General features: G+C 37.4%; 23 protein-coding genes. 11 read left to right on the plus strand and 12 right to left on the minus strand.

The genetic code is table 11. From position 1 onward, the window contains the following. Nucleotides 1–879: 879 nt before the first annotated feature. Both QNI15_RS33900 and QNI15_RS33905 read right to left on the minus strand, forming a co-directional pair. Nucleotides 880–2,070 carry a DUF1624 domain-containing protein gene (locus tag QNI15_RS33900; protein ID WP_314036295.1) on the minus strand — a complete coding sequence of 397 codons (1,191 nt, stop codon included), beginning with the start codon at nucleotides 2,068–2,070 and terminating at the stop codon, nucleotides 880–882. 16 nt (nucleotides 2,071–2,086) lie between these two features. Beyond that, on the minus strand, nucleotides 2,087–2,809 hold the full coding sequence (locus QNI15_RS33905) for a LytR/AlgR family response regulator transcription factor (RefSeq protein WP_313984656.1): 723 nt from the start codon (nucleotides 2,807–2,809) through the stop codon (nucleotides 2,087–2,089). A 198-nt stretch (nucleotides 2,810–3,007) separates the two neighbouring features. On the opposite strand from QNI15_RS33905, the gene QNI15_RS33910 reads away from it, so the two are divergent. After that, complete coding sequence (locus QNI15_RS33910; protein WP_314036297.1) at nucleotides 3,008–3,463, plus strand: nuclear transport factor 2 family protein; 456 nt, start codon at nucleotides 3,008–3,010, stop codon at nucleotides 3,461–3,463. Nucleotides 3,464–3,539: 76 nt separating this feature from the next. Next, on the plus strand, nucleotides 3,540–4,100 hold the full coding sequence (locus QNI15_RS33915) for a DUF1684 domain-containing protein (protein ID WP_314036298.1): 561 nt from the start codon (nucleotides 3,540–3,542) through the stop codon (nucleotides 4,098–4,100). 87 nt (nucleotides 4,101–4,187) lie between these two features. On the opposite strand, the gene rbsK is transcribed toward QNI15_RS33915, so the two are convergent. Continuing rightward, entirely contained in the window at nucleotides 4,188–5,093 is a 906-nt protein-coding gene (rbsK, locus tag QNI15_RS33920; RefSeq protein WP_314036300.1) for a ribokinase, read from the minus strand. Between the two features lie 74 nt (nucleotides 5,094–5,167). Between rbsK and QNI15_RS33925 the strand changes: the two genes are divergently transcribed. Next, nucleotides 5,168–6,151, plus strand: a complete 984-nt coding sequence (locus QNI15_RS33925) for an NAD(P)H-quinone oxidoreductase (RefSeq protein ID WP_314036302.1) — start codon at nucleotides 5,168–5,170, stop codon at nucleotides 6,149–6,151. 824 nt (nucleotides 6,152–6,975) lie between these two features. Beyond that, nucleotides 6,976–7,206: a hypothetical protein gene (locus QNI15_RS33930; protein ID WP_313984643.1), complete on the plus strand. Its 231-nt coding sequence runs from the start codon at nucleotides 6,976–6,978 to the stop codon at nucleotides 7,204–7,206. Nucleotides 7,207–7,252: 46 nt separating this feature from the next. Here QNI15_RS33930 and cobC read toward each other — a convergent pair whose 3' ends face one another. From cobC to QNI15_RS33960, 6 genes are all read right to left on the minus strand, one after another. Next, entirely contained in the window at nucleotides 7,253–7,813 is a 561-nt protein-coding gene (cobC, locus tag QNI15_RS33935) for an alpha-ribazole phosphatase (protein ID WP_313993235.1), read from the minus strand. After that, entirely contained in the window at nucleotides 7,798–8,598 is an 801-nt protein-coding gene (locus QNI15_RS33940) for an adenosylcobinamide-GDP ribazoletransferase (RefSeq protein WP_313993233.1), read from the minus strand. The genes cobC and QNI15_RS33940 overlap by 16 nt, the downstream gene beginning before the upstream one ends. A 32-nt stretch (nucleotides 8,599–8,630) precedes the next feature. Continuing rightward, nucleotides 8,631–9,677, minus strand: a complete 1,047-nt coding sequence (gene cobT / locus QNI15_RS33945; protein WP_314036304.1) for a nicotinate-nucleotide--dimethylbenzimidazole phosphoribosyltransferase — start codon at nucleotides 9,675–9,677, stop codon at nucleotides 8,631–8,633. A 36-nt stretch (nucleotides 9,678–9,713) separates the two neighbouring features. Next, nucleotides 9,714–10,220: a bifunctional adenosylcobinamide kinase/adenosylcobinamide-phosphate guanylyltransferase gene (cobU, locus tag QNI15_RS33950; protein ID WP_313993228.1), complete on the minus strand. Its 507-nt coding sequence runs from the start codon at nucleotides 10,218–10,220 to the stop codon at nucleotides 9,714–9,716. 73 nt (nucleotides 10,221–10,293) lie between these two features. Next, nucleotides 10,294–10,764, minus strand: coding sequence for a helix-turn-helix transcriptional regulator (locus QNI15_RS33955; RefSeq protein WP_313993225.1), 471 nt, complete (start codon nucleotides 10,762–10,764; stop codon nucleotides 10,294–10,296). Between the two features lie 75 nt (nucleotides 10,765–10,839). After that, a complete protein-coding gene (locus QNI15_RS33960; protein ID WP_313984626.1) occupies nucleotides 10,840–11,346 on the minus strand; it encodes a YkgJ family cysteine cluster protein in 507 nt (168 codons plus the stop codon). Nucleotides 11,347–12,002: 656 nt separating this feature from the next. Here QNI15_RS33960 and QNI15_RS33965 point away from each other — a divergent pair. Beyond that, nucleotides 12,003–12,893, plus strand: coding sequence for a 3-hydroxybutyryl-CoA dehydrogenase (locus QNI15_RS33965; RefSeq protein ID WP_313993222.1), 891 nt, complete (start codon nucleotides 12,003–12,005; stop codon nucleotides 12,891–12,893). A 47-nt stretch (nucleotides 12,894–12,940) separates the two neighbouring features. On the opposite strand, the gene QNI15_RS33970 is transcribed toward QNI15_RS33965, so the two are convergent. Then, the gene (locus QNI15_RS33970) at nucleotides 12,941–13,756 is read right to left on the minus strand and encodes a 2,3,4,5-tetrahydropyridine-2,6-dicarboxylate N-succinyltransferase (protein WP_313993219.1); all 816 of its coding nucleotides are present in this window, start codon (nucleotides 13,754–13,756) and stop codon (nucleotides 12,941–12,943) included. Between the two features lie 150 nt (nucleotides 13,757–13,906). Here QNI15_RS33970 and QNI15_RS33975 point away from each other — a divergent pair, with 150 nt between their 5' ends. Both QNI15_RS33975 and mnmE read left to right on the plus strand, forming a co-directional pair. After that, a complete protein-coding gene (locus QNI15_RS33975; RefSeq protein ID WP_314036306.1) occupies nucleotides 13,907–15,019 on the plus strand; it encodes a glycosyltransferase in 1,113 nt (370 codons plus the stop codon). Between the two features lie 66 nt (nucleotides 15,020–15,085). Further along, entirely contained in the window at nucleotides 15,086–16,429 is a 1,344-nt protein-coding gene (mnmE, locus tag QNI15_RS33980) for a tRNA uridine-5-carboxymethylaminomethyl(34) synthesis GTPase MnmE (protein ID WP_314036308.1), read from the plus strand. 760 nt (nucleotides 16,430–17,189) lie between these two features. Here the strand turns inward: mnmE and QNI15_RS33985 are convergent. Both QNI15_RS33985 and QNI15_RS33990 read right to left on the minus strand, forming a co-directional pair. Continuing rightward, nucleotides 17,190–18,329: an acyltransferase family protein gene (locus QNI15_RS33985; RefSeq protein ID WP_313993208.1), complete on the minus strand. Its 1,140-nt coding sequence runs from the start codon at nucleotides 18,327–18,329 to the stop codon at nucleotides 17,190–17,192. A gap of 82 nt (nucleotides 18,330–18,411) precedes the next feature. Continuing rightward, complete coding sequence (locus QNI15_RS33990) at nucleotides 18,412–19,482, minus strand: hypothetical protein (protein WP_314036310.1); 1,071 nt, start codon at nucleotides 19,480–19,482, stop codon at nucleotides 18,412–18,414. Nucleotides 19,483–19,724: 242 nt separating this feature from the next. On the opposite strand from QNI15_RS33990, the gene QNI15_RS33995 reads away from it, so the two are divergent. From QNI15_RS33995 to QNI15_RS34010, 4 genes are all read left to right on the plus strand, one after another. Next, a complete protein-coding gene (locus QNI15_RS33995; RefSeq protein ID WP_313993203.1) occupies nucleotides 19,725–20,177 on the plus strand; it encodes a hypothetical protein in 453 nt (150 codons plus the stop codon). A 110-nt stretch (nucleotides 20,178–20,287) separates the two neighbouring features. Beyond that, a complete protein-coding gene (gene dinD / locus QNI15_RS34000; protein ID WP_313984605.1) occupies nucleotides 20,288–21,142 on the plus strand; it encodes a DNA damage-inducible protein D in 855 nt (284 codons plus the stop codon). Nucleotides 21,143–21,484: 342 nt separating this feature from the next. Next, complete coding sequence (locus tag QNI15_RS34005) at nucleotides 21,485–22,267, plus strand: response regulator transcription factor (protein ID WP_313993200.1); 783 nt, start codon at nucleotides 21,485–21,487, stop codon at nucleotides 22,265–22,267. A gap of 311 nt (nucleotides 22,268–22,578) precedes the next feature. Then, nucleotides 22,579–23,874 (plus strand): citrate synthase, encoded by a 1,296-nt coding sequence (locus tag QNI15_RS34010; protein ID WP_313993196.1) that lies wholly within the window; start codon nucleotides 22,579–22,581, stop codon nucleotides 23,872–23,874. The last annotated feature ends 41 nt before the right edge of the window (nucleotides 23,875–23,915 follow it).

A 23,915-nucleotide genomic window follows, 5' to 3' on the forward strand; every position in this document is an offset into this window, starting at 1 on the left:
GGGTTTGTTGGCTTTTGGGCAAATCCTTCTTAAATTTGTTCAAAAGCGATGGGAGTAGTTTTTCTTCTTTTTTCACACATTGATAACTACTACTGCCTCGCTTTTATTCCGTTTGTCCAGCAGTCAGATTTTATACATTGTCAAACTTCCTAGAAGAACACAAAAGCTCTTTTCTCTTATATACTATATATAATATATTATAGTATACACGTGAGAGTTTACTGTAACAACTGTAACACGCTTCATTTACAGATACTTACAACTGTAACACCTACTGTAACATACTGTAACAGGTCTCAGTATGAGCTCTTTATGTTATGGTAGAACATTGATGGTCTGTTACGGCATGGTGTAAATTGCTCTGGTTTAGGTAGGTGATTTTTGTCCCATATCTTTTGAGGATTTGTAAGAAGAGAACGCTGGTGCGAACATCCGTTTGGACTCACATTGAGTGTAATGCCCGTTACTTTCGTTATAGACACGGGGTAGACACCCACACCGACTTTCTAGTTTAGTCAAAGATCTCTTTTCCAGAAAAGATATGGGACAGAATATGTGGCTTGCTGGGTGGTTAGTACACAAGAATAGTTTTCCATGAGTTATGCGCATCAGCAAAACTGATCGGAATTGTGGTTAGAATAAAAATATTGTGAATAATATGTAATCTGCTTAAGAATGAGATAGAAGAGTTTGAGTTTTCCAGTGAGACCGCAGTGAACCATACACAAAAAAAGAAAATTTTTAAAAGTTGCTATATTCCTTTATGTAAGAGTGGAATGACTCTAGTTGCTAAATTGTTTAACTAGGTGTTTAGTTATGCGGGTCGAAAATGGGTAGCAGGAGGGAGGCCGTGTTTTCTTTTTGGGGTGTTCTATCGCTTTAAAGATAACTCCAGAGGACAGTCGTCTGACGGCTTTTAAACTGCCCATAGCAACGACATACAGGATACAGAACCAATACCACACCAATCCAGAACAGGTAGATAATGCTTAACGAAAACCCTACATTCGGAGGGATTCCGGCCATGTTTTTCTGAAAGTTAATCTCCTGCCAGGAAATACCCTGTACGAGCAAACAAACTACTGAGAGGCTATGAATCAGATAAAAGTGAATAACATAGTAGAACAAAGGTACCTTACCATATACTTTGAAAAAGTAAGTCCACCGAAACTCCTTGCCTTCCAATACGGATAATAAAAGAATGCCGGGTGCCAGGGTAATCAGGGTATATAACAGAGAAGGTGGATACTTGGTAACGTTAAAGAATGAAAGAATCGTAAATACTGTATCCTTCTGAATTTTCCATGGTGTAGGATCTCCATATACATTTAGAAACCGCAACAACATAAAGCTGACAATTGCGCCAATCCCGAGTTGAAGCAGAATCTTTTTTCGTGTTGCAGAAAGCACCTGTGGACGATACAACATTCCAAAACAATACCCTATGAGCAATATGCCCAGCCAGGATAAGAATGGGTAAAGAATTCCAAAATTGAAGTGTGGAGTTAGAGGCGTAAAGCTAAGCTGGTGTAGCAATGACCACAGAAAACTAGCCGGTGTTCCAGAAGGAAAAGATATGGGATCAAGTAGGTTATGCCCAACTACAATCAGAATGGCAAGTGCCAGTATCCATATAACAGGTAGAAATACCAGCCCACTCAAAATAATCATACTGATTCCAATAGCCCATATAACCTGTAAAACAATAGTTGAGAAAGTTATATCAAACCAAAGTCCAAAGTTTACAATTGTAATTTCTAGTATTATGAGCCATAATCCTCTGGTTAGAAGAAAAAGGCTCAGTTGTTTTTTGGTTTTCTTTAGTCCGTATAGATAGGCAGAAGTGCCTGCCAGAAAAACAAAAGTAGGAGCACACAGGTGAGTAATCCATCTCGTAAAGAACAAGATTGGAGTTGTTGTTGTCAGATTGGTGGGGTCTGTATAAAATCCATTCAACAACAGATATTCACGTGTATGATCCAATGCCATGATCACCATAACAATACCCCGTAGCACATCAAGACTACTGATCCGGGAAGTTGTGAGAGAGAGTACTTGTGATTGTGTCATGGATTGGATGGGTATATCAGAGACTCATCATGTCTTTAAAGCGAATAGCCTGCCGACGTGAGATCTCAATCTTCTCGCCACCTTTCAGTGTAACCAGCAAGCCACCGCTAAACCAGGGCTCAATTTTTTCGACCCACTGTAAATTAATGATATGTTTGCGGTTAGCACGAAAGAAGGAGTGAGGGTCCAGTTTTTCATCCAACGCATTCAATGATTTTAATATCAATGGCTTCTGGTCATCAAAGTGCAGTCTCACATAATTACCCATTGACTCAAACAGGCGTATCTTTCCTAGTTTTACAAACCAGCACTTTTCTCCGTCTTTCACAAATACCTGATCTTCCGCAGTGAGTAACTTAGCATTCTCCCGTTTAAATTCCTCATGGCGAATGTCTTCCTCCAGTCGGTTAATCGCTTCTGCCAGACGGTTAGGGTCAATAGGTTTTAACAGATAATCGAGAGCGTTGTATTCAAATGCCTTCAACGCATATTCATCATAGGCTGTGGTAAATATCACGTCAGGCACACTTCCTTCTATTTCCGTCAGCAATTCAAACCCTGTCTTACCTGGCATCTGAATATCAAGAAACAATAAATCCGGATGTAGTTTGTCTACCAGGTCCAGGGCTTCTTCTGCATTCGCGGCTTCTCCTATGATTTCAATTTTGGGAAAGTTTTCCAGTAAACGGCGTAATTCATTACGAGCTAAGCGTTCGTCATCAACAATAAGTGCTTTCATATTTGCGGTCATACAATTCAATAGTAAGTTTGGTGTCCTTAAGAGCAAATAACTTACTATTTGAAAATTATAAAGAGAAAATTCGTTATACGGAGGTATTTGTATGTAAACGGATATTATTTTTTACATAGAGATTTGTAAATTGGGCGCAAAATACCCTTATACTATTCGTAATATCTTTTCAAATCTAGGAAATATATGCCAAAAATAATTTTAGGACTTCTCTTTTTTACAGTTTGTCTGTTTGCACAGGCTCAGTCAAGTGGTTCAAAAGAAGAAACCGAAATCAAGCAAGTGATAGGACAACTATTTGATGGAATGCGCAAAGGAGATAGTGCCATGGTAAGAAGCGTGTTCTATTCAGGGGCACGCCTGCAAACAACCTATGTAGATAAGAAAACAGGCAAACCCGCTTTACGGGAAGAAAGTATCACTGATTTTGCCAAAGCTGTGGGTACACCACACAAAGAAGTCTGGGATGAAAGACTTTCCGGATATGATATCAAAGTAGATGATAACCTGGCCATTGCCTGGACTCCGTATGAGTTTTACCTGGATGGAAAATTTAGCCACAAAGGAGTGAATGTATTTCAGTTATTTAAATCTGAAAAAGGGTGGAAGGTGATAAGCATTGCAGATACAAGAAGGAAGTAAGTAGAGAATGGAGAGAATAGTAAAACAAAGACTTTGGTGGTTAGTTGCATGTTTAGTGTGGGGGTGTTATTGTGCTGTGTCTGCTCAAACGAGTGAGTATGAAAAGCGTATTCTGGAAGATCGAAAGACCAAAGACAAGAATTTTCGTAAAGGAAAAGATTCTCCCATTCCCAAAAAAGAGAGAAGTGATTTTACTGGATTAGTCTATTTTCCTATAGATTCGATGTATCGGGTACAGGCAAAGCTGGTTAGGGATACATTACAGAAGACTTTTGAAATGAAGACATCAACAACCCGATTGCCAGTGTATCGGGTATATGGGAAACTCGTTTTCAGAGTAAAGGGTGAAGAATGTGTGTTGACTGTGTACCAAAGTATGGATCTGTTGCGCAATCCAATGTATAAGGATTATTTGTTTGTTCCATTTACAGATCTCACCACAGACGAAAGTTCTTATGGCGCAGGTCGGTATATGGATATGCGTATTTCTGATAACGAGATGGTTTGGATTGATTTCAATAAATCCTATAATCCTTATTGTGCCTACAACAATCAATATTCCTGCCCAATTACTCCAGCCGAAAATAAACTTCCTGTAAGAATAGAGGCAGGCGAGAAAATTTACAAAGAACATTAAATAGCAATTTGAAGCAATAGAGTAGGAGAGAAGGCATCTTTGTAATACCTATTTCACTACTTGTTCACTAATAATTTAGACAACCTCTTAAACTTTTTGTAATTCTTTCCGATAAGGCGCAGACGATTGTGCTCCCATTCGGGTAACCGATATCGCAGACGCCTGACATGCATAGTGAATCGTTTCGGGTAGTGAATAGCCTTCTGCCAGAAATACACAAAGCACTCCATTAAAAATATCTCCGGCACCTGTTGTATCTATGGCGTCCACCTTAGGTGCTGGAATAAGTTGAGAGTCTGTTCCTGAATACCAGAAGGCTCCAGACGCTCCCATAGTAACAATGATATTCTTTACTCCTCTTTTATGAAGTATCTGGGCTGCTCGTTCCGCTGATGGAATATCGTTAACTGTTATGTTTGTTAACAAGCTTAACTCTGTTTCATTTGGAGTTAATAAATATAAATAATTGTAAATTTCTTTATGTAAACTATTTGCGGGAGCCGGATTTAGAATAACCTGAGCCCCTCGTGAGTTGCTTTGTTCAATAATATATTCAACAGTCGGAATCGGAATCTCCAGTTGTAACAGAACTACCGTATCCGAATCAATTAATTCAATAGCGGCAGAGACATCAGAAGGAGAGAGTGTAGCATTGGAGCCGGAAGCAACCACAATGGAGTTTTCCCCTTTGTTATCTACTGTGATTAACGCTACTCCGGACGGATGATCAGGATCAGTAAGGATATAGTCCGTAGTGATGCCTTCGGTTACAAATTGTTGCCTGGCTTGTTGTCCAAAGAGATCATTACCCACCTTGGCTATAAAGGTGACATTTCCACCCATACGAGCGGCAGCTACAGCCTGATTCGCTCCTTTGCCACCTGCATGCATTGTAAATTTACCACCTAGTATCGTTTCGCCTGGTAAGGGAAGATGCTCGGCCTGTATGACCATATCTGTATTGGAACTTCCAAAAACCAAAATCTTTTTCATTAATTATTATGTTAAGTAGTAACTAGTGGTGTACTTTTAGAGCCAATATAGCAAATATATAATCACATACTAAGATGAAAGCTGTAGTCATAACACAACCCGGAGGCCCTGATGTACTATCTGTGGTAAATCGTTCTATGCCAGAAGTTGGTGAAGGAGAAGTATTGGTGAAAGTACTGGCTGCTGGTATAAACAGACCAGATATTGCACAGCGTAAAGGATATTATCCGGCACCCGCAGGAGCACCCGTCGATATTCCAGGTTTGGAAATTGCCGGTATTGTAGAGTATACAGGAGGACAGGTGAGGCGTTTTAAGGTAGGAGATGTCGTATGTGCATTGGTAAGTGGTGGTGGATATGCCGAATATTGTATGGTACCCGAAGGACAATGTTTGCCCATTCCGGAAGGATTGAATTTTGTAGAGGCTGCTGCCTTACCTGAAACTTTCTTTACCGTTTGGAGCAATGTATTTGATAGAGGGAATCTCAAGCCAGGTGAAAGTTTACTGGTACATGGAGGATCAAGTGGCATAGGAACTACTGCCATACAAATGGCAACAGCTATGGGTAACACTGTGTATGTAACCGCAGGAACGGAAGAAAAATGTCTTTTTTGTGAAGAATTGGGAGCCGTGAAAGCTTTTAATTATAAAAAAGAAAGTTTTAAAGATCGTATTCTGGATAGCACTGAAGGAAAGGGTGTCGATGTAATTCTGGATATGATTGGAGGGAATTACACATCAGACAATCTGCAAGTACTTGCAGAGGATGGCCGATTAGTACTAATAAATGTAATGAATGGACGGGAGGCAACTATTGATCTGCTTGAAGTAATGAGACGGCGACTAACTATTACCGGATCAACATTGCGTAACCGGGATATAGCTTTTAAATCAGCCATTGCTCAAAACCTGGAGAAACATATATGGCCATTAATTTCTGCTGGAAAAATAAAACCCGTAATTTATCAGGAGTTTCCAGTTGAGGAGGTGAGTAAAGCCCATCTGTTAATGGAGAGCAGTGAACACATGGGTAAGATTGTACTCACATTTACCTAAGCAGAGTGATAATAAGGAGAGGTATCGTTATACATCAGGTAAATTTCAAATGCATTACAGAAATTTTGATTCTGAAAAAAGTCCTAATAATACATATGGTACTAAATAAGATTATCTATTTCTTTATAGGAGTTACTTTACTAAGTTGTAATTCGGAGGACTCTTCAGAGTGTAGAGACATAGTAGAACTTGAAGAAAATGAGGAAAAAGATTTCAAGTGGAAACATGATTATATGGTTGGAGGTCTTAAACGAAATGGAAACAAAATAAATATTGATATACTATGTTCTTGTAAAGATGGAGACCTAAATCTCTACAAGAAAAGAATCAATGACACTCTTAATCTATATGCTGACTTTGAATGTGGTTCTTATTTAAAGTCAGATGAATTTATGTACCGATATTGTTATCATAATCTAGATAGTTTGCTACCAATTAAAGTTGTCTATCCAAACAAACGTGTCTATCCAAAATGACATTCTGATAAAATATTAAGGGTATGTCGAATAGAGGAGATACCTTATCAGACTTAATAACATAAGGCAACTGCGATGGGTAGCACTGTATAACCTGATGCATAGTGAAATAAGAAGAGGTATAGTGTATAATAGGTGAATTTAAAAATGTTACTTAACATAATGTAAATTATTAAACTAAGATTTTTATCTTTTTGCTGGTATGCTTTTTTAACCGTAAAAAGAATATATAGGATGATGAAAAGAATAAGCATGCTTATGTAACTTTTTGATTAAAAGCGAGTTGTATGATGATTGGTGTTTTGTCATCTTTCGGAAAATAGTTACTAATCATTTTGATGGTGAGTTATGGAGAATCTTCAGTTTAATTTAGGCAGCCAGTCGACAAATCAGCATGTGTGTCAGTCTCAACGTGAAGGTGACTGGATTATTTTTACCTGTAGCAAATGTCCGGATTATGAACGACGTGTGAATTGGCGTACCGGTCAGATGTCTGTTAGACATGGTTTGTTGGATGTAGCTCATATTGGAACGCATTTACCCTCTGAGATTGCATATGCGCTCCGGCACATCAATTAATAGGACGGATTACCTATAGCAGACTCTAACAATTAGGTAATAGAGTTTATAGATTCAGTGACTTTAGTTGAGGAGGATAATCCGAAAAAATCAGTTTTGATAGTGAGCCATAATCAATAGTTAATCTGAACGCATTAACTAGCGGAATTCCTAGACTATCACATAGTATACTTCGGATAACTCCAGCATGGGTAATCACTATAACCTTGTCAAAGTCGTTTTGTTGAAGTTCTGTAATAAATTCTTTTACTCTGGTGTGTAGATCCTGAAAGCTTTCACCATTGGGTGGCTGTATTGTCACAAAGTCTTCCATCCATGGTGTTAGTTGTAGTTGAGGAATATCCTGCCATGGCGTATTTTCCCAGTCTCCAAAATTTACTTCCTGCAAACGAGTATCTACTTTGTATGTGGAAGTTATAGTTTCTGCCAATCTGGTACAACGTTGTGCAGGGCTGCTATAAACAGTGAATTGACCTGTAAGGGTAAGTTTAGAAATAATATTATCTTTTTCGTTTTCAAATGATGAAGCTAACCCAATATCTGATTGACCATAACACACTGATCTTGGGTTATGGACTTTGGTATGACGAATCAGAATGACTTCCATGATATTCCTGCAAAAAATAGGTAAATAGCGATCTCTGTTACTTGTTGGAGTGCCCCCAGACAATCCCCTGTATATCCCCCTATCCATTTTTGATAGTATCTTCCAATCCCTATTTTGATTAACAGGATAGGAATAGGAAGCAGCATAATATACAGGTTGGTAGTTTGATAGATATATAGTATAAAAGGTATAATAACCCACACAGATGCAAACAATACTTGCTTAGCTGATAATGGCCTGGCTATTGATGCAATCTTACTATCAGGAGTATTTCTTGCATAACTGTGTGTATACATCAGTGTAAGAGCCGTAAAACGGCTTAGTGTATGTGCCAGTATAAATATAAAGAACAGATGAACATATAAATTTGAAGCTTTGAAAGTATCAATCAACTGATCTACTAATGCGTATTTCAAGGTAAATAAACCTATCAGACCTATCACTCCATATACACCAACTCTACTATCCTTCATAATTTCCAGTATCTTTTCTTTTGTCCAGCCCCCTCCAAATCCATCACATACATCTGCAAACCCATCCTCATGCAATGCACCTGTAAGCAGAATGCCCAGTATAAGCGTTATAATCAGAGAAATAGATTCACTATAGACCAGATGAGAAACAAAAAATACAAGTATTGAAAATCCGGCAGTGATCCATCCTATAAAAGGAAAATATACTGAGGATTCTTTTTGTGCTTGCTCTGTATAGTTTATCCAGGAAGATACAGGTATTCTGGTGTAAAACATAACTGCGACCAATAGCAAATGCAGTTGTTTTTTCATTAATTTACTTTTATTTATTTATATAGTTAAATTTAGTTATCTGTTTTCTCTGTAGATACCCCGGCACTCTGGAAAGAAGCCATTTCATTCATAAAGTTGACGGAAGATTGAATAATAGGATATGCCAGTGCACAGCCCGTTCCTTCACCCAGCCGAAGATCCAGATTCAATATAGGCTCTGCTTTTAAATAGTCCAGCATAGCCTTATGGCCATGCTCCTCAGACTGATGACAAAATAAACAGTAATCCAGGATAGCCGGATAAAACTGGCAGGCACTTAGTAATGCAGCTGTAGCAATAAATCCATCAATGAGTAAACACATCTTATTTTCTGCTGCCTGGAGCATGGCTCCACACATCTGTGCTATCTCAAATCCGCCAAAGGTTGCTAGTGTTTCCAGTGGGTCTTTTATATCCGGATAGTGATTGACAGCCTTTTGAAGAACCTGTAACTTGTGTTGCATTTGTTCTGTATTCAGGCCAGTGCCTTTACCTACACATTCATTCAGAGGAAGATTTGTGAATTTATGCATTAGAACGGCTGCTGAAGATGTATTTCCGATACCCATTTCACCAAAGCCCACTATATTACATCCTTTCTGCAAAATTTGTTTTGTTATAGTTGATCCCATTTCAATTGCCAGATTACATTCATCAACAGTCATCGCTGGCTCCTTGGCAAAGTTGCGAGTCCCTTTTCCAATCTTCTGATGTATGAGTTTGGGTGTATTATAGACATCCGCATTAATCCCTGCATCAATCACTTTGAGTGCAATATCATGTTGTCTGCAAAATACATTAATAGCTGCTCCTTCCTGCAGGAAGTTTAGTACCATCTGGTGAGTCACTTCAGAGGGGTATTTACTCACATTCTCCTGAGTGATTCCATGATCTGCTGCAAATACAAGTATATGTGGGTTATTTAGTTCTGGGCTTAGTGTTTGTTGTATCAGACATACTCTGGAAACTATATTTTCCAGTTTACCTAATGATCCAATGGGTTTGGTTTTGTTATTTAATTTATCCTGAATTTGTGATATAATTCTTTTATCTGTATTATCTATTTTAAATTGTTTCATATCATTAATTTATATTTTGATATTCTTGTAGGAGCGTTATTTTACTTTTAATGGAATACCAGAAACCATAAGAGTGACCTGATCTGCCTGACGGGCTATGTATTGATTCGTCCAGCCCTGAAGCTCAACAAATCTTCTCGCACTCTCAGTTTGAGCGTGTACGCCCATACCTATTTCGTTAGATATAATAATCAGATGGGTATTGTTCTGTTTGAACAGGTGAGTTAATTCATCTTTTGCTTCCTGTAAGGATAAATGCAAATCGTACTGGTTATCTGTGTAAAAGTTAGTAAGCCATAACGTAACACAGTCTATTACTACAACCTTTTGAGATAGATCTAGTTTGCTGAGGTGTTTCTCTTCTTCCATGTTTTGCCATTCGGGACCCCTCTCCTGCTGATGGCGTTTAATCCTTTGCTCAAAACTTTCATCCCATTTTCGGGCTGTAGCGACATAAACAGGATTGGTAGATAGGCTTAACGCTAATTCTTGCGCATAGCGGCTTTTTCCGGAGCGTTCTCCTCCTGTTATAAAATATAACATAGTATGGGCTGACGTAGAATATTCAGCTGCAAGGTAAGATACATTTGGTAGTTAACGCAACTTCCTCATAGATTTAATGGTTGGGAGTATATTCTTCAAAGGTTTTATCTGTATAAAATACCAGTATTTTTTCTATCTTCTTTGTATTATTTATAGGAGATACAGTAGCTTGTGAAGGGATGGTGACAGAGGGAATAGATACAGGAGGCTCCTCTGTACTACTATTCTCTGTTATTGTATTGTTAAGAAGAGGAATGAACGGATTTGCTGAAAGAGGATTGATTGGGTTCGTTTGAGCAGAGGAAGTCTTTTCTATGCTTGCAGTGATTTCGGAGATGCCAATGGGTAATTTTGTTTCATCTAATATCCATTCGGTACCTAGTTCTGGAAAACGTCTGGCAATTTTTTGTATCATGTCCAGACTAGGTTTGTTTCGGCCTGCCAATATGTGTGAAATAATGGGACGTGGTACTCCTATCTCATCCGCAAAACGCGAAGGAGTAAGATTTTTCATATCCATAATTGCTTTTATAACATCATTCATACATACATCTGCATTTTAATTCTGCAAATATAGGTTTTTAAATATATACATGTAGTTTAAAAAAGGAAATAGATGTTAGGATAAAGCTGTTTTTAATTTTTCAACTATCTGATAGGCTGCAGGACAGATGAAAGTATTCTTAAGAGTAAGATCTAATATCTGATGGAACCGCTTACGGTCTGTATGAGGGTACTCCCGACAGGCTGCAGGCCTATGGTGATAGATAGAACAGGTATTATCTTCATTTAAAAAGGAACAAGGTGCCAGATTTAATACATAATCTCCATCTTCATCTATATGCAGATACGAATCAATAAACTGCTTAGGTTTTACTTTTAGAAATTTGGCTATCCTATCTATATCTCTATCATAAAATATAGGGCTGGTAGTTTTACAGCAGTTAGCACATTGTAAACAGTCTGTCACTTCAAACACTTCCTCATGGATTTCCTGTACTACTATATCTAAATTCCGGGGCGGTTGCTTTTTCCACTTCTGAAATAACTTTTTTGTGTCTTGTTCACTTTTCTTTGCTTGTAATTTCAGATTCTTAATAGTTTCGGATTCTAAATTATTGCTCATATCTGTGCTTATTCACTTTCGGTATATCATTGTAACTGTTTTCTGTATGGCTTTATATATACACTACAAAGGCAGTTAGTCCTTTTAGTATAGAATAGATTAGTATGATTCAGTCATCAATAGGTTGAACCATCAAAGAAATCTATTTAGTATAAATTTTCAAGTTTAGTGAGGGTATGATTGTGTTCCCACACTCAGGCTGAATGAATATTCAATTTTTTGCAAAGGTAGTAAGAGTTAGCTGATATAGCATTTTATCACTAATTGTTACATGTTTGTTTTCAGCGAATCTGGTAAGATGTAGACTCTAATATGACAAACATTCAGACCTTATATGGAGTTTTTCGTTCGAACTAACTGCGGTGTAGGCTTATGTTGTTTGTCTAAATCTGAGCCATGAGAGGAGTTGATGACTATTATTTTTTTGCCTGTTTGATGCACCTACTATATGGTGGATCATATTGTGAGGCAAGTCGTTAAATAGAGCATTATAATTGGTTCCGAATAAAGTTTTGAAAGCGCATACAGAAGGATGTTTCTACTTTGTTACAACACAAACGAATGGATCGAACATATATGTGTATTATGTTTCTGAGTTGTTTTATTTAAAAAATAATACCTCTTTTGAGTTGATTTTACTTCACAAACATACTTCAATGCAAAATATAGCTGTTATTGGTAGTGGAACTATGGGCAATGGGATTGCTCATGTCTTTGCCCAAAAAGGATTTCAGGTTTCCTTGATTGATATTTCTGAAAGTGCTCTTGCCCGTGGAATTCAGAATATTACTGTTAATCTCGATCGCCAGATAAAAAAAGGGCTTCTGACAGAGAGTGATAAAAACGAAACCCTGCAAAGAATTAAAACATTTACATCTGTGGCCGATGGCGTTGCCAATGCCGAACTAGTGGTTGAAGCTGCTTCAGAGAACATAGAAGTGAAACTCGAAATTTTCAGACAACTTGATAAACTAGCTCCTTCTGGAGCAATTCTGGCTACCAATACGTCATCTATTTCTATTACCAAAATTGGCTCCGTCACTCAGCGACCTGAACAGGTAATCGGAATGCACTTTATGAATCCTGTTCCAGTCATGAAACTGGTTGAAGTAATTCGCGGATATGCTACATCTAATGAGGTAACTGCCTCTATTATGGATATTTCGAGAGTATTGGATAAAGTACCGGTTGAAGTAAATGATTATCCTGGATTTGTATCAAATCGTATTCTGATGCCTATGATAAATGAAGCCATTGAAACTTTATTTGAAGGTGTGGCAGGAGTTGAAGAAATTGACACCGTAATGAAATTAGGTATGGCTCATCCTATGGGACCTTTACAACTAGCGGACTTTATTGGGTTGGATGTTTGTTTGGCCATTCTACGGGTTTTGCAAGAAGGATTTGGCAATCCTAAATATGCTCCATGTCCTTTGTTGGTTAACATGGTACAGGCTGGTCATTTAGGTAGTAAAACAGGAAAGGGATTTTATCTATGGTCTAAAGATAGTAAAGAGTTAGTAGTTGCTGATCGATTCCGGAAGTAACAAAAAAGGCCTTTGAGAAAAGGCCTTTTAATTTATACTGTATTATTTTATACACTTACATTATTTTCCCGTAGGGCATCATTGAGGGATGTTTTAAGATCTGTACTGGCTTTTCTGCGTCCGATAATAAGGGCACATGGAACCTGGTACTCCCCTGCCGGGAACTTTTTGGTATAACTGCCTGGTATAACAACCGCTCTTTCGGGTACTTCTCCCACGTAAGTAATGGGCTCTGGACCTGTTACATCAATAATTTTAGAACTGCCTGTTAGTGTGACCCCTGCTCCCAGTACTGCTTCTTTACGAACACGTGTTCCTTCCACTACAATACAACGAGAGCCTATAAATGCACCATCTTCAATAATTACAGGAGCTGCCTGAACAGGCTCAAGGACTCCCCCGATGCCCACTCCCCCACTTAAATGGACATTTTTACCTATTTGAGCACAACTTCCAACTGTAGCCCATGTATCAACCATCGTTCCTTCATCAACATATGCTCCAATATTTACGTAGGATGGCATTAGAATAACTCCTTTGCTGATATAGGCTCCATATCTGGCTACTGCCGGAGGTACTACACGAACACCTAATTCTTTGTAACCTCTTTTTAGCTCCATTTTGTCGTGATACTCATATGGACCAACTTCTATTTCTTTCATTTGTTGAAGTGGAAAGTAAAGAATAACTGCTTTTTTTACCCAGTCATTTACAATCCAGTTTCCACCTTCCAGAGGTTCTGCTACTCTACGAATACCTTTGTCGAGTTCTTCTATAATGGTTCTAATTGCTACTTGTGTTTCGTGTTGTTGGAGAAGTTCTCTGTTTAGCCAGGCACTTTCGATAAGTTGTTTGATTTCCATTTGATAAATTAGAGTTGATTCGTTTCAGAGAAGTAAAATATCTGCTTAACTTCCCGCAAAAATATAGCTTATCCTTAGATTCGCTTGTTTTTTAGTTTAGTTTTTACTGTTTAGTAAAATACTAAGCATTTAGTAAGTGATTATGACTATATGAAACTAGATACAACAAGAAGAATTGTGATTGGTTCTGTGTTGAGACCAGTAGATGATCATCGAATGTATGAAAAGCTGGGACTTGGGTTGTTAGCTTGTCACAAACATGAGATTCATATCGTAGGTTCTTTGGGAAAAAAGGGTGTTCGATCTAAAAACATAGCTTTTCATGAGTTATTTAATTTCGAACGTTTGTCTGGGCGGAGATTTTTGGCTCCTATATCTTTCTTTAGAAAGCTTATTCAACTAAAACCTGAGGTAGTTATAGTTAACTCTCCTGATATTCTGATAGTTAGCTGTGCTTACAAAATAATATTTGGTTCTTTATTGGTGTATGATGTACTGGAGAATTATTACGCAAACGTAATGTTCGCGAACACTTATAGAGCGTTCGTTAGGCATATTCTAGCTCATGGCGTTCGTTTTGTCGAACAGGTGACCCGCCCCTTCATTGATGAGTATTGGATTGCTGAGCGCGCCTATAAAGAAGAATTGCCTTTTGTAAGAAGTAAGTTTAGGATCATTGAAAACAAATTTGCTTTGGTTTCTGATGTGCTTGTTCGACCCCGCCGGGGTATCTATCGTCTCCTTTATTCTGGAACTATAGCTGAATCATATGGAATATTTAATGCTATAGCTTTAGTAAAGTACCTCCACTCAATAGACCCTCGTTTTGAGTTGACTATTGTTGGTTTTGCTGGCCAGTTATCTGTTCGGAAGCGATTAGTGGAAGAAGTATCTGGGTGTAATTTTATTTCTTTAGTTGGAATAGACCGCTATGTTGGGCATCAGGATATTATTAGATATATTCAAAATGCTGATATAGGTTTGTTGCCCTATCAGGTTAATCAGGCTACAGTAAACAGAATTCCTACTAAATTTTACGAGTATTTGGCTCTTTTGCTTCCTTTTGTTGTTGCTAAAGAGCCTTTTTGGGAGAAGGAACTCCTTCCCTATTCTTCTCAGGTTCGTTTTTATAACTTTTCACAAGTTTGTTATGATGGTTTTATAAGTTTATTAAGAGACTTATATATAAATACTAATACTATTAACTTTAGATCATCTTATTATACTACTATTTTTAGTAATTATAAGAAATTTTATTGCTAATATATTTAGCATAATTTTTCATTAAATTACTAATTTATATAGTAACTAAATACTAAACATATATACATGCGTACAGATACAATAGTAGCTTTATCAACAGCTCCCGGTATTTCTGCCATTGCAGTTATTCGTTTATCAGGGAAAGAAGCTATCACCATTACAAATTCACTATTTAAAGGGAAAGATCTTAGTCAACAACCTTCACACACAATCCATTATGGATCATTACAAGAAAATGGTGAAATTCTGGACGAAGTTCTGATATCAGTTTTCAAGGAACCGACATCCTTTACGAAAGAAAATATCATCGAAATTTCCTGTCATGGTTCAGAATTTATCATTCAAAAAATCATTAAAGCCCTTATAAGAAACGGAGCCAGATTAGCAGAAGCGGGAGAGTTTACCAAAAGAGCATTCATAAACGGTCAATTTGATTTAACGCAAGCAGAAGCAATCGCAGACCTTATTCATTCCGACTCAGAAGCCTCACATCATGCAGCATTAAATCAAATGCGAGGAGGTTTCTCAAAAAAAATAGCAGCGTTAAGAGAACAATTAATACACTTTGCCTCTCTAATTGAACTAGAATTAGACTTTGGTGAAGAAGATGTAGAATTTGCCAATAGAGACGATTTACAGAAGCTATTACAGGAGTTATTAGTAACAATAACTAAGCTTACCGATTCTTTTCAAATGGGTAATGCAATAAAAAATGGAGTTCCTACTGTTATAGCAGGAAAACCGAATGCAGGTAAATCAACCCTTCTAAATGCATTATTGAATGAGGAGAAAGCCATAGTTTCTGATATTCCAGGAACAACACGTGACTTTATAGAAGATGAAATACACATTGAAGGAATACGGTTCAGATTCATTGATACAGCCGGTTTACGTAACACGACAGATACAGTGGAAGCTATTGGAGTCCAAAGAACAAAGGAAAAGCTCAAGCAGGCCTCTATTATCATCTATTTATTTGATGTATCACAAACAACACAAGCCGATTTAGAAGAGGAACTAACAGAGATAAACGCTTTATCTATTCCATATTTGCTTGTAGGTAATAAAGCAGATCAGAAGCATAGTACGTTTACAATGCCAGTCCATTACATATCTGCCACTACAGGAGAGGGAATCGAAGAACTAAAACAACTTCTTACCAGGAGTATTCATACAAAAGCCTATAAAGCTTCAGATACGATTGTTACGAATCTACGCCATTACCAAAACCTTAAGCTTGCACAGGATTCTCTTTCACAAGCATTGTTAAGTCTCTCACAAGGGATTACAGGGGACTTGCTGGCAATGGATATCCGACAAGCTTTATTCTATTTAGGTCAGATAACAGGAGAGATTACAACTGATGATCTACTTTCCAATATATTTTCCAAGTTCTGTATTGGAAAGTAAGTCACCTAACTAGTCTCCTACTATTTTCTACAAAACCAAGTTTAAAGCCCTGAAAGGGGCTTTTTTCTTTCCTCTTAATAGTGAGATGTTTATATAAAAATATAAATTAACATCTTTAAACTATTAAAATTAATAAATATAAACAAATCATCTCAAGAAAATGATCCATTCTATCCTACTCTTCATTCAATTTTAAAATCTTTATTACCTATGGAAATGGAAGTTATTTCGTCTCTATTTTTTCAGCCTGTAGACTCCTTCCTTCCCAATAGCTTTCCTGTTACTCACCTCCTATTTTTTTATCAACATATACTACTTCAAAAAATTATCTATATATTGTTTACATACAGTATAAGGTAAAAACTAATATACCAAGTCCCTCTTTACATCCTTTAACTACCACATTATGGAATACATATACCGATAAAAATCACTTTACACTTACACTCATTAAGTGGACCGGTACAGGCGCCATCATCAGCATTAAGTTTGCTAAAACATCTCAAAATCAGAAGAAATCAGATTCAGATACAGAAATTTGAGGTAGGAAATAAGGTCAAGCTCATATATGATTGCGAAGCTTTCCCTTGTCCTGAAATGATTGTAAAAAACATTGAGAGTGATATAATTACCTGTATCTGGTTTGTAGATCCTACCCAGATTAAAGCAGCAGAATTTTCAATTGATCATTTGAAAAAAATTTGAGTGCCCTATAAAGGCAATCTCTGATCACACTGCATCACCAGCTATGTCTATCACTTTAAATTTTAAAAAATATGTGCTTTCGATAGAGAAACTCACACATTTTCCACTCAAGTAAAAATATAACCATAGAGGCAATAATTCCTGAAAATACAGAAGTGATACCTGAAATATGTCCAATCAGTCCTTCAACAATAACTTCTATATAGCCATTAAACCAGCGACTACCCACAATTTCAAAGAAGAGGTAAATAAACAGTGAGTTCATTCCAACAATCAGAAAGAAAGATATAAAACGTCTATGTTTTAATATATCAATCCACCAATACAAGAACGCCAGACCAATCAGGCAATATCCTCCAGATACACAAACAAATGAACTTGTCGCAATACGTTTAATAACAGGTGTAGTGGTATAATCTAATAGGATGCCAATACATAAAGCAATTACTCCACCTACAAGTATTTTTTTGATCTTGGTATGATCACTTTCAGTTGATAGCAAAACCCGACCAACCATTGCACCCCATAAAGTATGGACAGCTGTAGGAATGCAATTGATAGCAACCCATCCACCTGTGTTTATTTTATTCATCAAAAGCAAATCCACATAATTACCAAAGTTATGCTGATCCGTAAATGGTTGGTCAAAACCAGGTATGTTGGTAAACCGATACAGGAACTCTGTCAGCAGTAGGATAGCTGCACTCAACGCTAATTGATATATTACAGGCCATTGGATAACAAGGAAGGTTACAATAGTTGTAAATGACAATTGTGTTAATACATCCCACAACTCAAAGGACAAACCGGAAGGTCTGACAGCATAGTCCAGGACACCCCAGAAAAATAACCATCCGGATCTCTTTACAACTTTATAAAAAGAGGATTTCCATTTAATGCCTTTTCTTTGTTGAGCATCTATGGAAAAAGCAAGTGCTGTGCCTGCAATAAACATAAACCCTGGTTGAATCAAATCCCAAAATCGCAGTCCATGCCAGGGATGGTGAGTGAATTGCAGCATAAAATTGTGAAATAGCCCCTCAGATTGCCACTCCAGCAGATGATCAAACAAACGAGAGCCTTCCAACATAAGCAGGACCATAATAAATCCACGCATGAAGTCTAGTGAGAGCAGCCTTTGCTTTTCTTGTAAAGAGGTATCTATAGATAAATTTTCAGTACTAACCAATGTCATAACAGAACAGGGAGATTAAAGAGTCCCCTTGTAAGTTAGCCTAAATTTACACAAAACCAATCTACAACTGAATAGACCTCCTTTATAACTTGCGTGTTTCTATAATCCCTACATCAGCCAGAAATACATCCCACATTTTCTTTCCTTGTCCTTCTACTACTTTTTCGTACAACTTTAATATAACCGTTATATTACGTTGTGTGATGTCACCATAAACTACTTTTCCATCTACAAAGCCCTTAAAAGTCTGTACAAATGATACCACCCCATAATAGTTTCCATCCGGACCTTTAATGAATTCAGAGGCATATCCGATATCAGCATACGATACATCCACTTCCTGGTAATCTGCGCCCTTTAATTTCAGTCGCTTCAGGTAGTCTTTAATTTTGTACTTGTTTTTTGATCCAGTATTTACATTTGAAACCTCAACTCGGACATCTGCATTGACAAACAAGGTAAATGCCAAATCAATGGTTGAGTTGGATTGGTCGGCTGGTGTACGAGGATCTACAATAGTGGCAATGTATCTCCCAAACTCGTCGACCTTTGAAATAGCCTTCTGCCGAAAGCTTTCAAACTCCTCTGGACCACCAGGAAAAGCCATCTCATCATGGATGTCTGTTGTGGTAGTTCGGGTAGACTCTCCTTTATTGGCATTAGCCTCTTCTTTCAGATGTATATTTTGGCCTACTCCAGTCAGCTGATCAATCTGAGTCTTAGCCATTCGAATAGGAACAGTGGCCTGTGCCGGATTGACACCAAATTCATGGTGTCCATCTTTATACAATATAACGGCTACATCTTCCCGTGAAATTTTTTCTTCTTTTCCCTTTTTGGCATCTAGTTTCTGAAAACGAACATCTTTCTTTCCCAAAGAAACATTCTCACATTCTATCACACTGTTATCCATCTTCACAAGAATGTCATGTGATTTGTGAGTGGGTGGATTTAGAAAACCTGTTATCTCGGATTTTCCATCTTTTATTGGGAAGGTAATTACATTTCCATTCTGGTTAAATGCTACCAAAACATCTGTTACATCAATAGAATAAGCAGGGCCTGGATTTTTAGGCATTGCATATTTAATTTTGTCACCATCAAGTCCGGTAATCTTCCCAGTAATCACAGAACCATTACTAGTATAAATCACATCCTGAGAAAAAGCACATGTAACTATAAAGCAAAAGCTCCATAAAGTTACGCAGATACATCTGCCCATAAGTATATAAGTAGTTTGTCAAATTGATACAATCTTAAAATAACTAACTGGTTCCTAAACTGTTAGTGTATCTAGCCCTCCTACTCGTAACCATTCATTGGGTAGAAAGTGAAATTATTGTATACTTTTAACCTCTCAAACTGTTAACTAAACTATCCCATCGTATTCAAATCATGAGAAACCAATTCATTTTTTTTAGCTTATTACTCATCCTCATAATCCTTGATGCCTGGCTTCTGGCACATCCCAACCTTCTGGGAAAAATAGGTGTATGGATATATAAATACTCGTATCTCAAAACATTCCCCAGGGCTTTAGGTACAGTAGTGCTTCTCTCCTCTTTGACCTTACTCCTAACCTGGCTGATCAAACATTATTTTTCTTTGGGTACAGCCAAATTTATAATGGGAATACTATTGGCGGGTACGACCTATATACTGATTCAGACCATAGTTCAGTTTTCGGGGGGAACGTATGCACATACAGGTGCTGGGTTTAAAACCGGAGCTATTCTATTACCCTTTATTCTTATTATCATCGTAGTGAAAAACCTTGTAGAAGTATTCTTACAAAAAGAATCTTCGGATAGTGGCAGGGATGGTTTAAAAACTTTACCAGAAGAATAATCCACAGGAAATTTGGAATTTAGTTTATAAAAAAGAATATCTTTCCGAACTTTATTGAACTGGTACAAATTCTCTTTGAAATAAATCGTTTCTTTTTACTCAGAATCACTATGAAACAGGAACTTATCCGCGAATTGTTTGAAAAGTTTGAAGCAGCAAGCAGGGAAATCCATGGTATTGAATGCTGGAGCGCACGGGAGTTACAGGAACTATTTGGATATAAAGACTGGAATATATTCTTAAAAACAGTAGAAAAGGCAAAAAATGCGTGTGAAAACTCAGGTGAATTAGTCACAAACCATTTTGTTAATGTGGAGCGAACTACCACAAACGAAAATGGTGAAACTATTCCATTTGAAGATATTGCCCTAACCCGATATGGTTGTTATCTGGTAACCCAGAATGGAGATTCGAGCAAAAGCGAAATTGCCTTTGCACAAACGTACTATGCAGTCCAGACCCGTAAACAGGAAATTATAGAACAACGGTTACTGGATATTTCGAGAGTTGCGGCACGGGATAAACTTTCCAAATCCGAGAAAAAGCTTTCAGGCATCTTATATGAAAGAAATGTGGATGATAAAGGCTTTTCCAATATTCGATCTGAAGGTGATAAAGCATTTTTTGGAGGGTATAGTACTCAGGAAATGAAGAAAAAGCTAAATGTCCCGGATAACAGGCCTTTGGCAGACTTTCTTCCTACCTTAACTATTAAGGCAAAAGACTTTGCCATTGAGCTAACAAGTTACAATGTCGTAGAGAAAGATTTACATGGTGAAAATGATATTGTAAAAGAACATGTTGATAACAATCAGGCTATTCGCAAAATGCTGGAAGAAAGAGGGATTACTCCAGAAAGCCTTCCCGCCGCCGAAGATGTCAAGAAAGTAAAACGTAAGCTCGAAAATGAAAATAAAAAGGTGCTGAAAGAAGTAAAGAAAATGAATACTCAAAAGAAGAAATAATCAAAATCCCCGCCAAATGGTGGGGATTTTGATTTATATACGATTCTACTTTGCCCTTTTGCCTCACTACTCCCTACTGTTACCAACCACCGGTTTCCTCCTCTACAATAAATCCTGGGTATTTCTTCATTATAAAACGGGAAAAATACGGTAAATAAAGGGTAAAAACACCCTGTATATCTTATTAAGTAAAATAATTATTTATTTCTAAATTGTTGCATGTTTACATATAGTCAGTTTCATTAATTAAAGACTAATAACCGTCTTCTAATGAGCCACTTATCAACAAAACCAGCCCCTATAACAGTATGATTCTCTGTAACCACCCTCATCTTCACGTTTATGCTATCTACAAAATTCCGGCCTGCAAAAGCCAGCCTGGGAGTTGAATATGAAGTCACCCCACTTAGAGAACCAGTGTCTAGTATTCCAAATGTGTTTCAGTTTAAAACCTGGACTCATTTTCTAATTAACAGGGAAATTTGCTGTTACTTTCTGATAAACCACGCCCAAAGTAAAATTATATGTGCAGGCGGAAGTATTGAGAAGGTAACAGGCTATCATGAAACACTATATACCGACCTGCCTTTTACTCACTTTCTGAATTTTGTCCATCCGGATGACCTGTATGCCTTACGGACACTGCAGGCTTTACAGAAAGAAATGTCTCAGAACTTATCTCAAACAAGAAAAATCAATGGTTGTAGCAGTTTTTCATTCAGGTTTAAGAAAAACAATGAATCTTTTATCCAGATGCTCCGACAAGACATTGTGCTACAATTAGATGTAACAGGAAATCCAGAATATGGTATCTGGTTTATATCAGACATATCACACCTTAAGTCTGACAACCGGGTAACAGCCACTATGACCGATGAAAATGGAGATCAAAAAATATTGACCCTTCCTGAAAAATCTCTTATGCAAGAAAACATTCGTCTCAGTAATCGTGAAAAAGAGATTATTTATTTAGTAGCCCAGGGATTGAGCAGTAAACAAATTGCCTGTCGCCTCAACCTTTCATTCCACACCGTTACTACACATAAACGCAATATATTCGAAAAGACAAGTAGTCCTAATTCTAATGCGCTTATACAATTTGCTATTCGTAAAGGTATAATCTGAAACAATAGAATGCTTTAAAGATCCAATAGTAAAATAACCAACTGATTTTCAATCTCACAAAAAAATACACCTCTTCCAGCTATGTTTTAACAATTGTAGCACCAAAGCTCCAATTTGTATAATTAAAAGGTAACCTTTCATTATTACAACAGTTTCTACGTTCTTTTTTTTAGCTACAGGTAGTGATTTGTATGGTTTTAATTGCATAAGATATTGTTTTTTGCCTTACATTTGGCATGTCAACAGTCTTGTTAGCCGTATATTTTCCATACAAATTGTTTTTCTTTTTAACTGCTTAGCTAAATACATTTATGTCAAACGTTGCAGAATTACACGTGAACGGCAGCACTTACCAACTCCCTGTAGTGGAAGGCTCCGAACACGAAAAAGCTCTGGATATTCAGAAACTCCGCGACCAAAGTGGATTTATTACGTTGGATAGTGGCTATAAAAATACAGGAGCTACTAAAAGTGCGATTACATTTCTGGATGGCGAGGAAGGAATTCTTCGGTATCGTGGATATCCTATTGAACAATTAGCCGAGCAATCTTCATTTCTGGAAGTAGCTTATCTGCTTATTTATGGTGAACTTCCCACCCAAAAAGAACTTGAGTCATTCACTAATGAGATCAAAGTTCATACACTAGTAAACGAAGATATGCGTAAGATCTTCGATGGATTTCCGGTAAATGCTCACCCAATGGGAATTTTATCAGCATTGGTTTGTTCTTTGACTGCGTTTTATCCGGAATCTATGGGAAGTGTCACAGCGGAACAAGAACGGCTTTCGATTGTACGGCTTATGGCAAAGTTACCAACTATTGCTGCATGGGCTTACAAAAACCATATGGGACATCCTGTTAACTATCCTCAAAACCGGTTAAGCTATTGTGCAAACTTTATGCATATGATGTTTGCATTACCTGTAGAAGAGTATGTAGTTAATCCTGTAATTGAAGACGCATTAAACACACTTTTAATTCTTCATGCAGATCACGAACAAAACTGTTCTACTTCTACAGTACGTTTAGTGGGTTCGTCTCATGCAAGTCTATATTCTTCTATTTCTGCAGGTATCAATGCATTGTGGGGACCATTACATGGGGGTGCTAACCAGGAAGTAATTGAAATGCTGGAAGAGATTAAAGCAGATGGTGGCGATGTTAAAAAATATGTTGAAATGGCAAAAAATGCCAAGACAACAGGTTTCCGTCTATTTGGTTTCGGGCACAGAGTTTACAAAAACTTTGATCCAAGAGCTAAAATAATTAAAAAGGCTGCAGACAAAGTATTAAGTTCATTGGGTATCAATGATCCGGTTTTGGAAATTGCCAAACAGTTGGAAGAAGCAGCTTTAACAGATCCATACTTTGTTGAGCGCAAGTTGTATCCGAATGTTGATTTCTATTCTGGAATCATTTATCGTGCGTTGGGTATCCCAACCAACATGTTTACTGTTATGTTTGCGTTAGGCCGCTTACCGGGCTGGATTGCTCAATGGAAAGAAATGCGTGAAACCAAAGAACCAATAGGACGTCCACGTCAGGTGTATGTAGGTCATCCCAAGCGCGATTACCTTGACATCAACAGAAGATCAGCTAAATAATGCGATCATAAAACTAAAAACCTATAGAATACGTTACCTAT

The sequence above is a fragment of the Xanthocytophaga flava genome, assembly GCF_030068545.1.
GTDB lineage: Bacteria > Bacteroidota > Bacteroidia > Cytophagales > 172606-1 > Xanthocytophaga > Xanthocytophaga flava.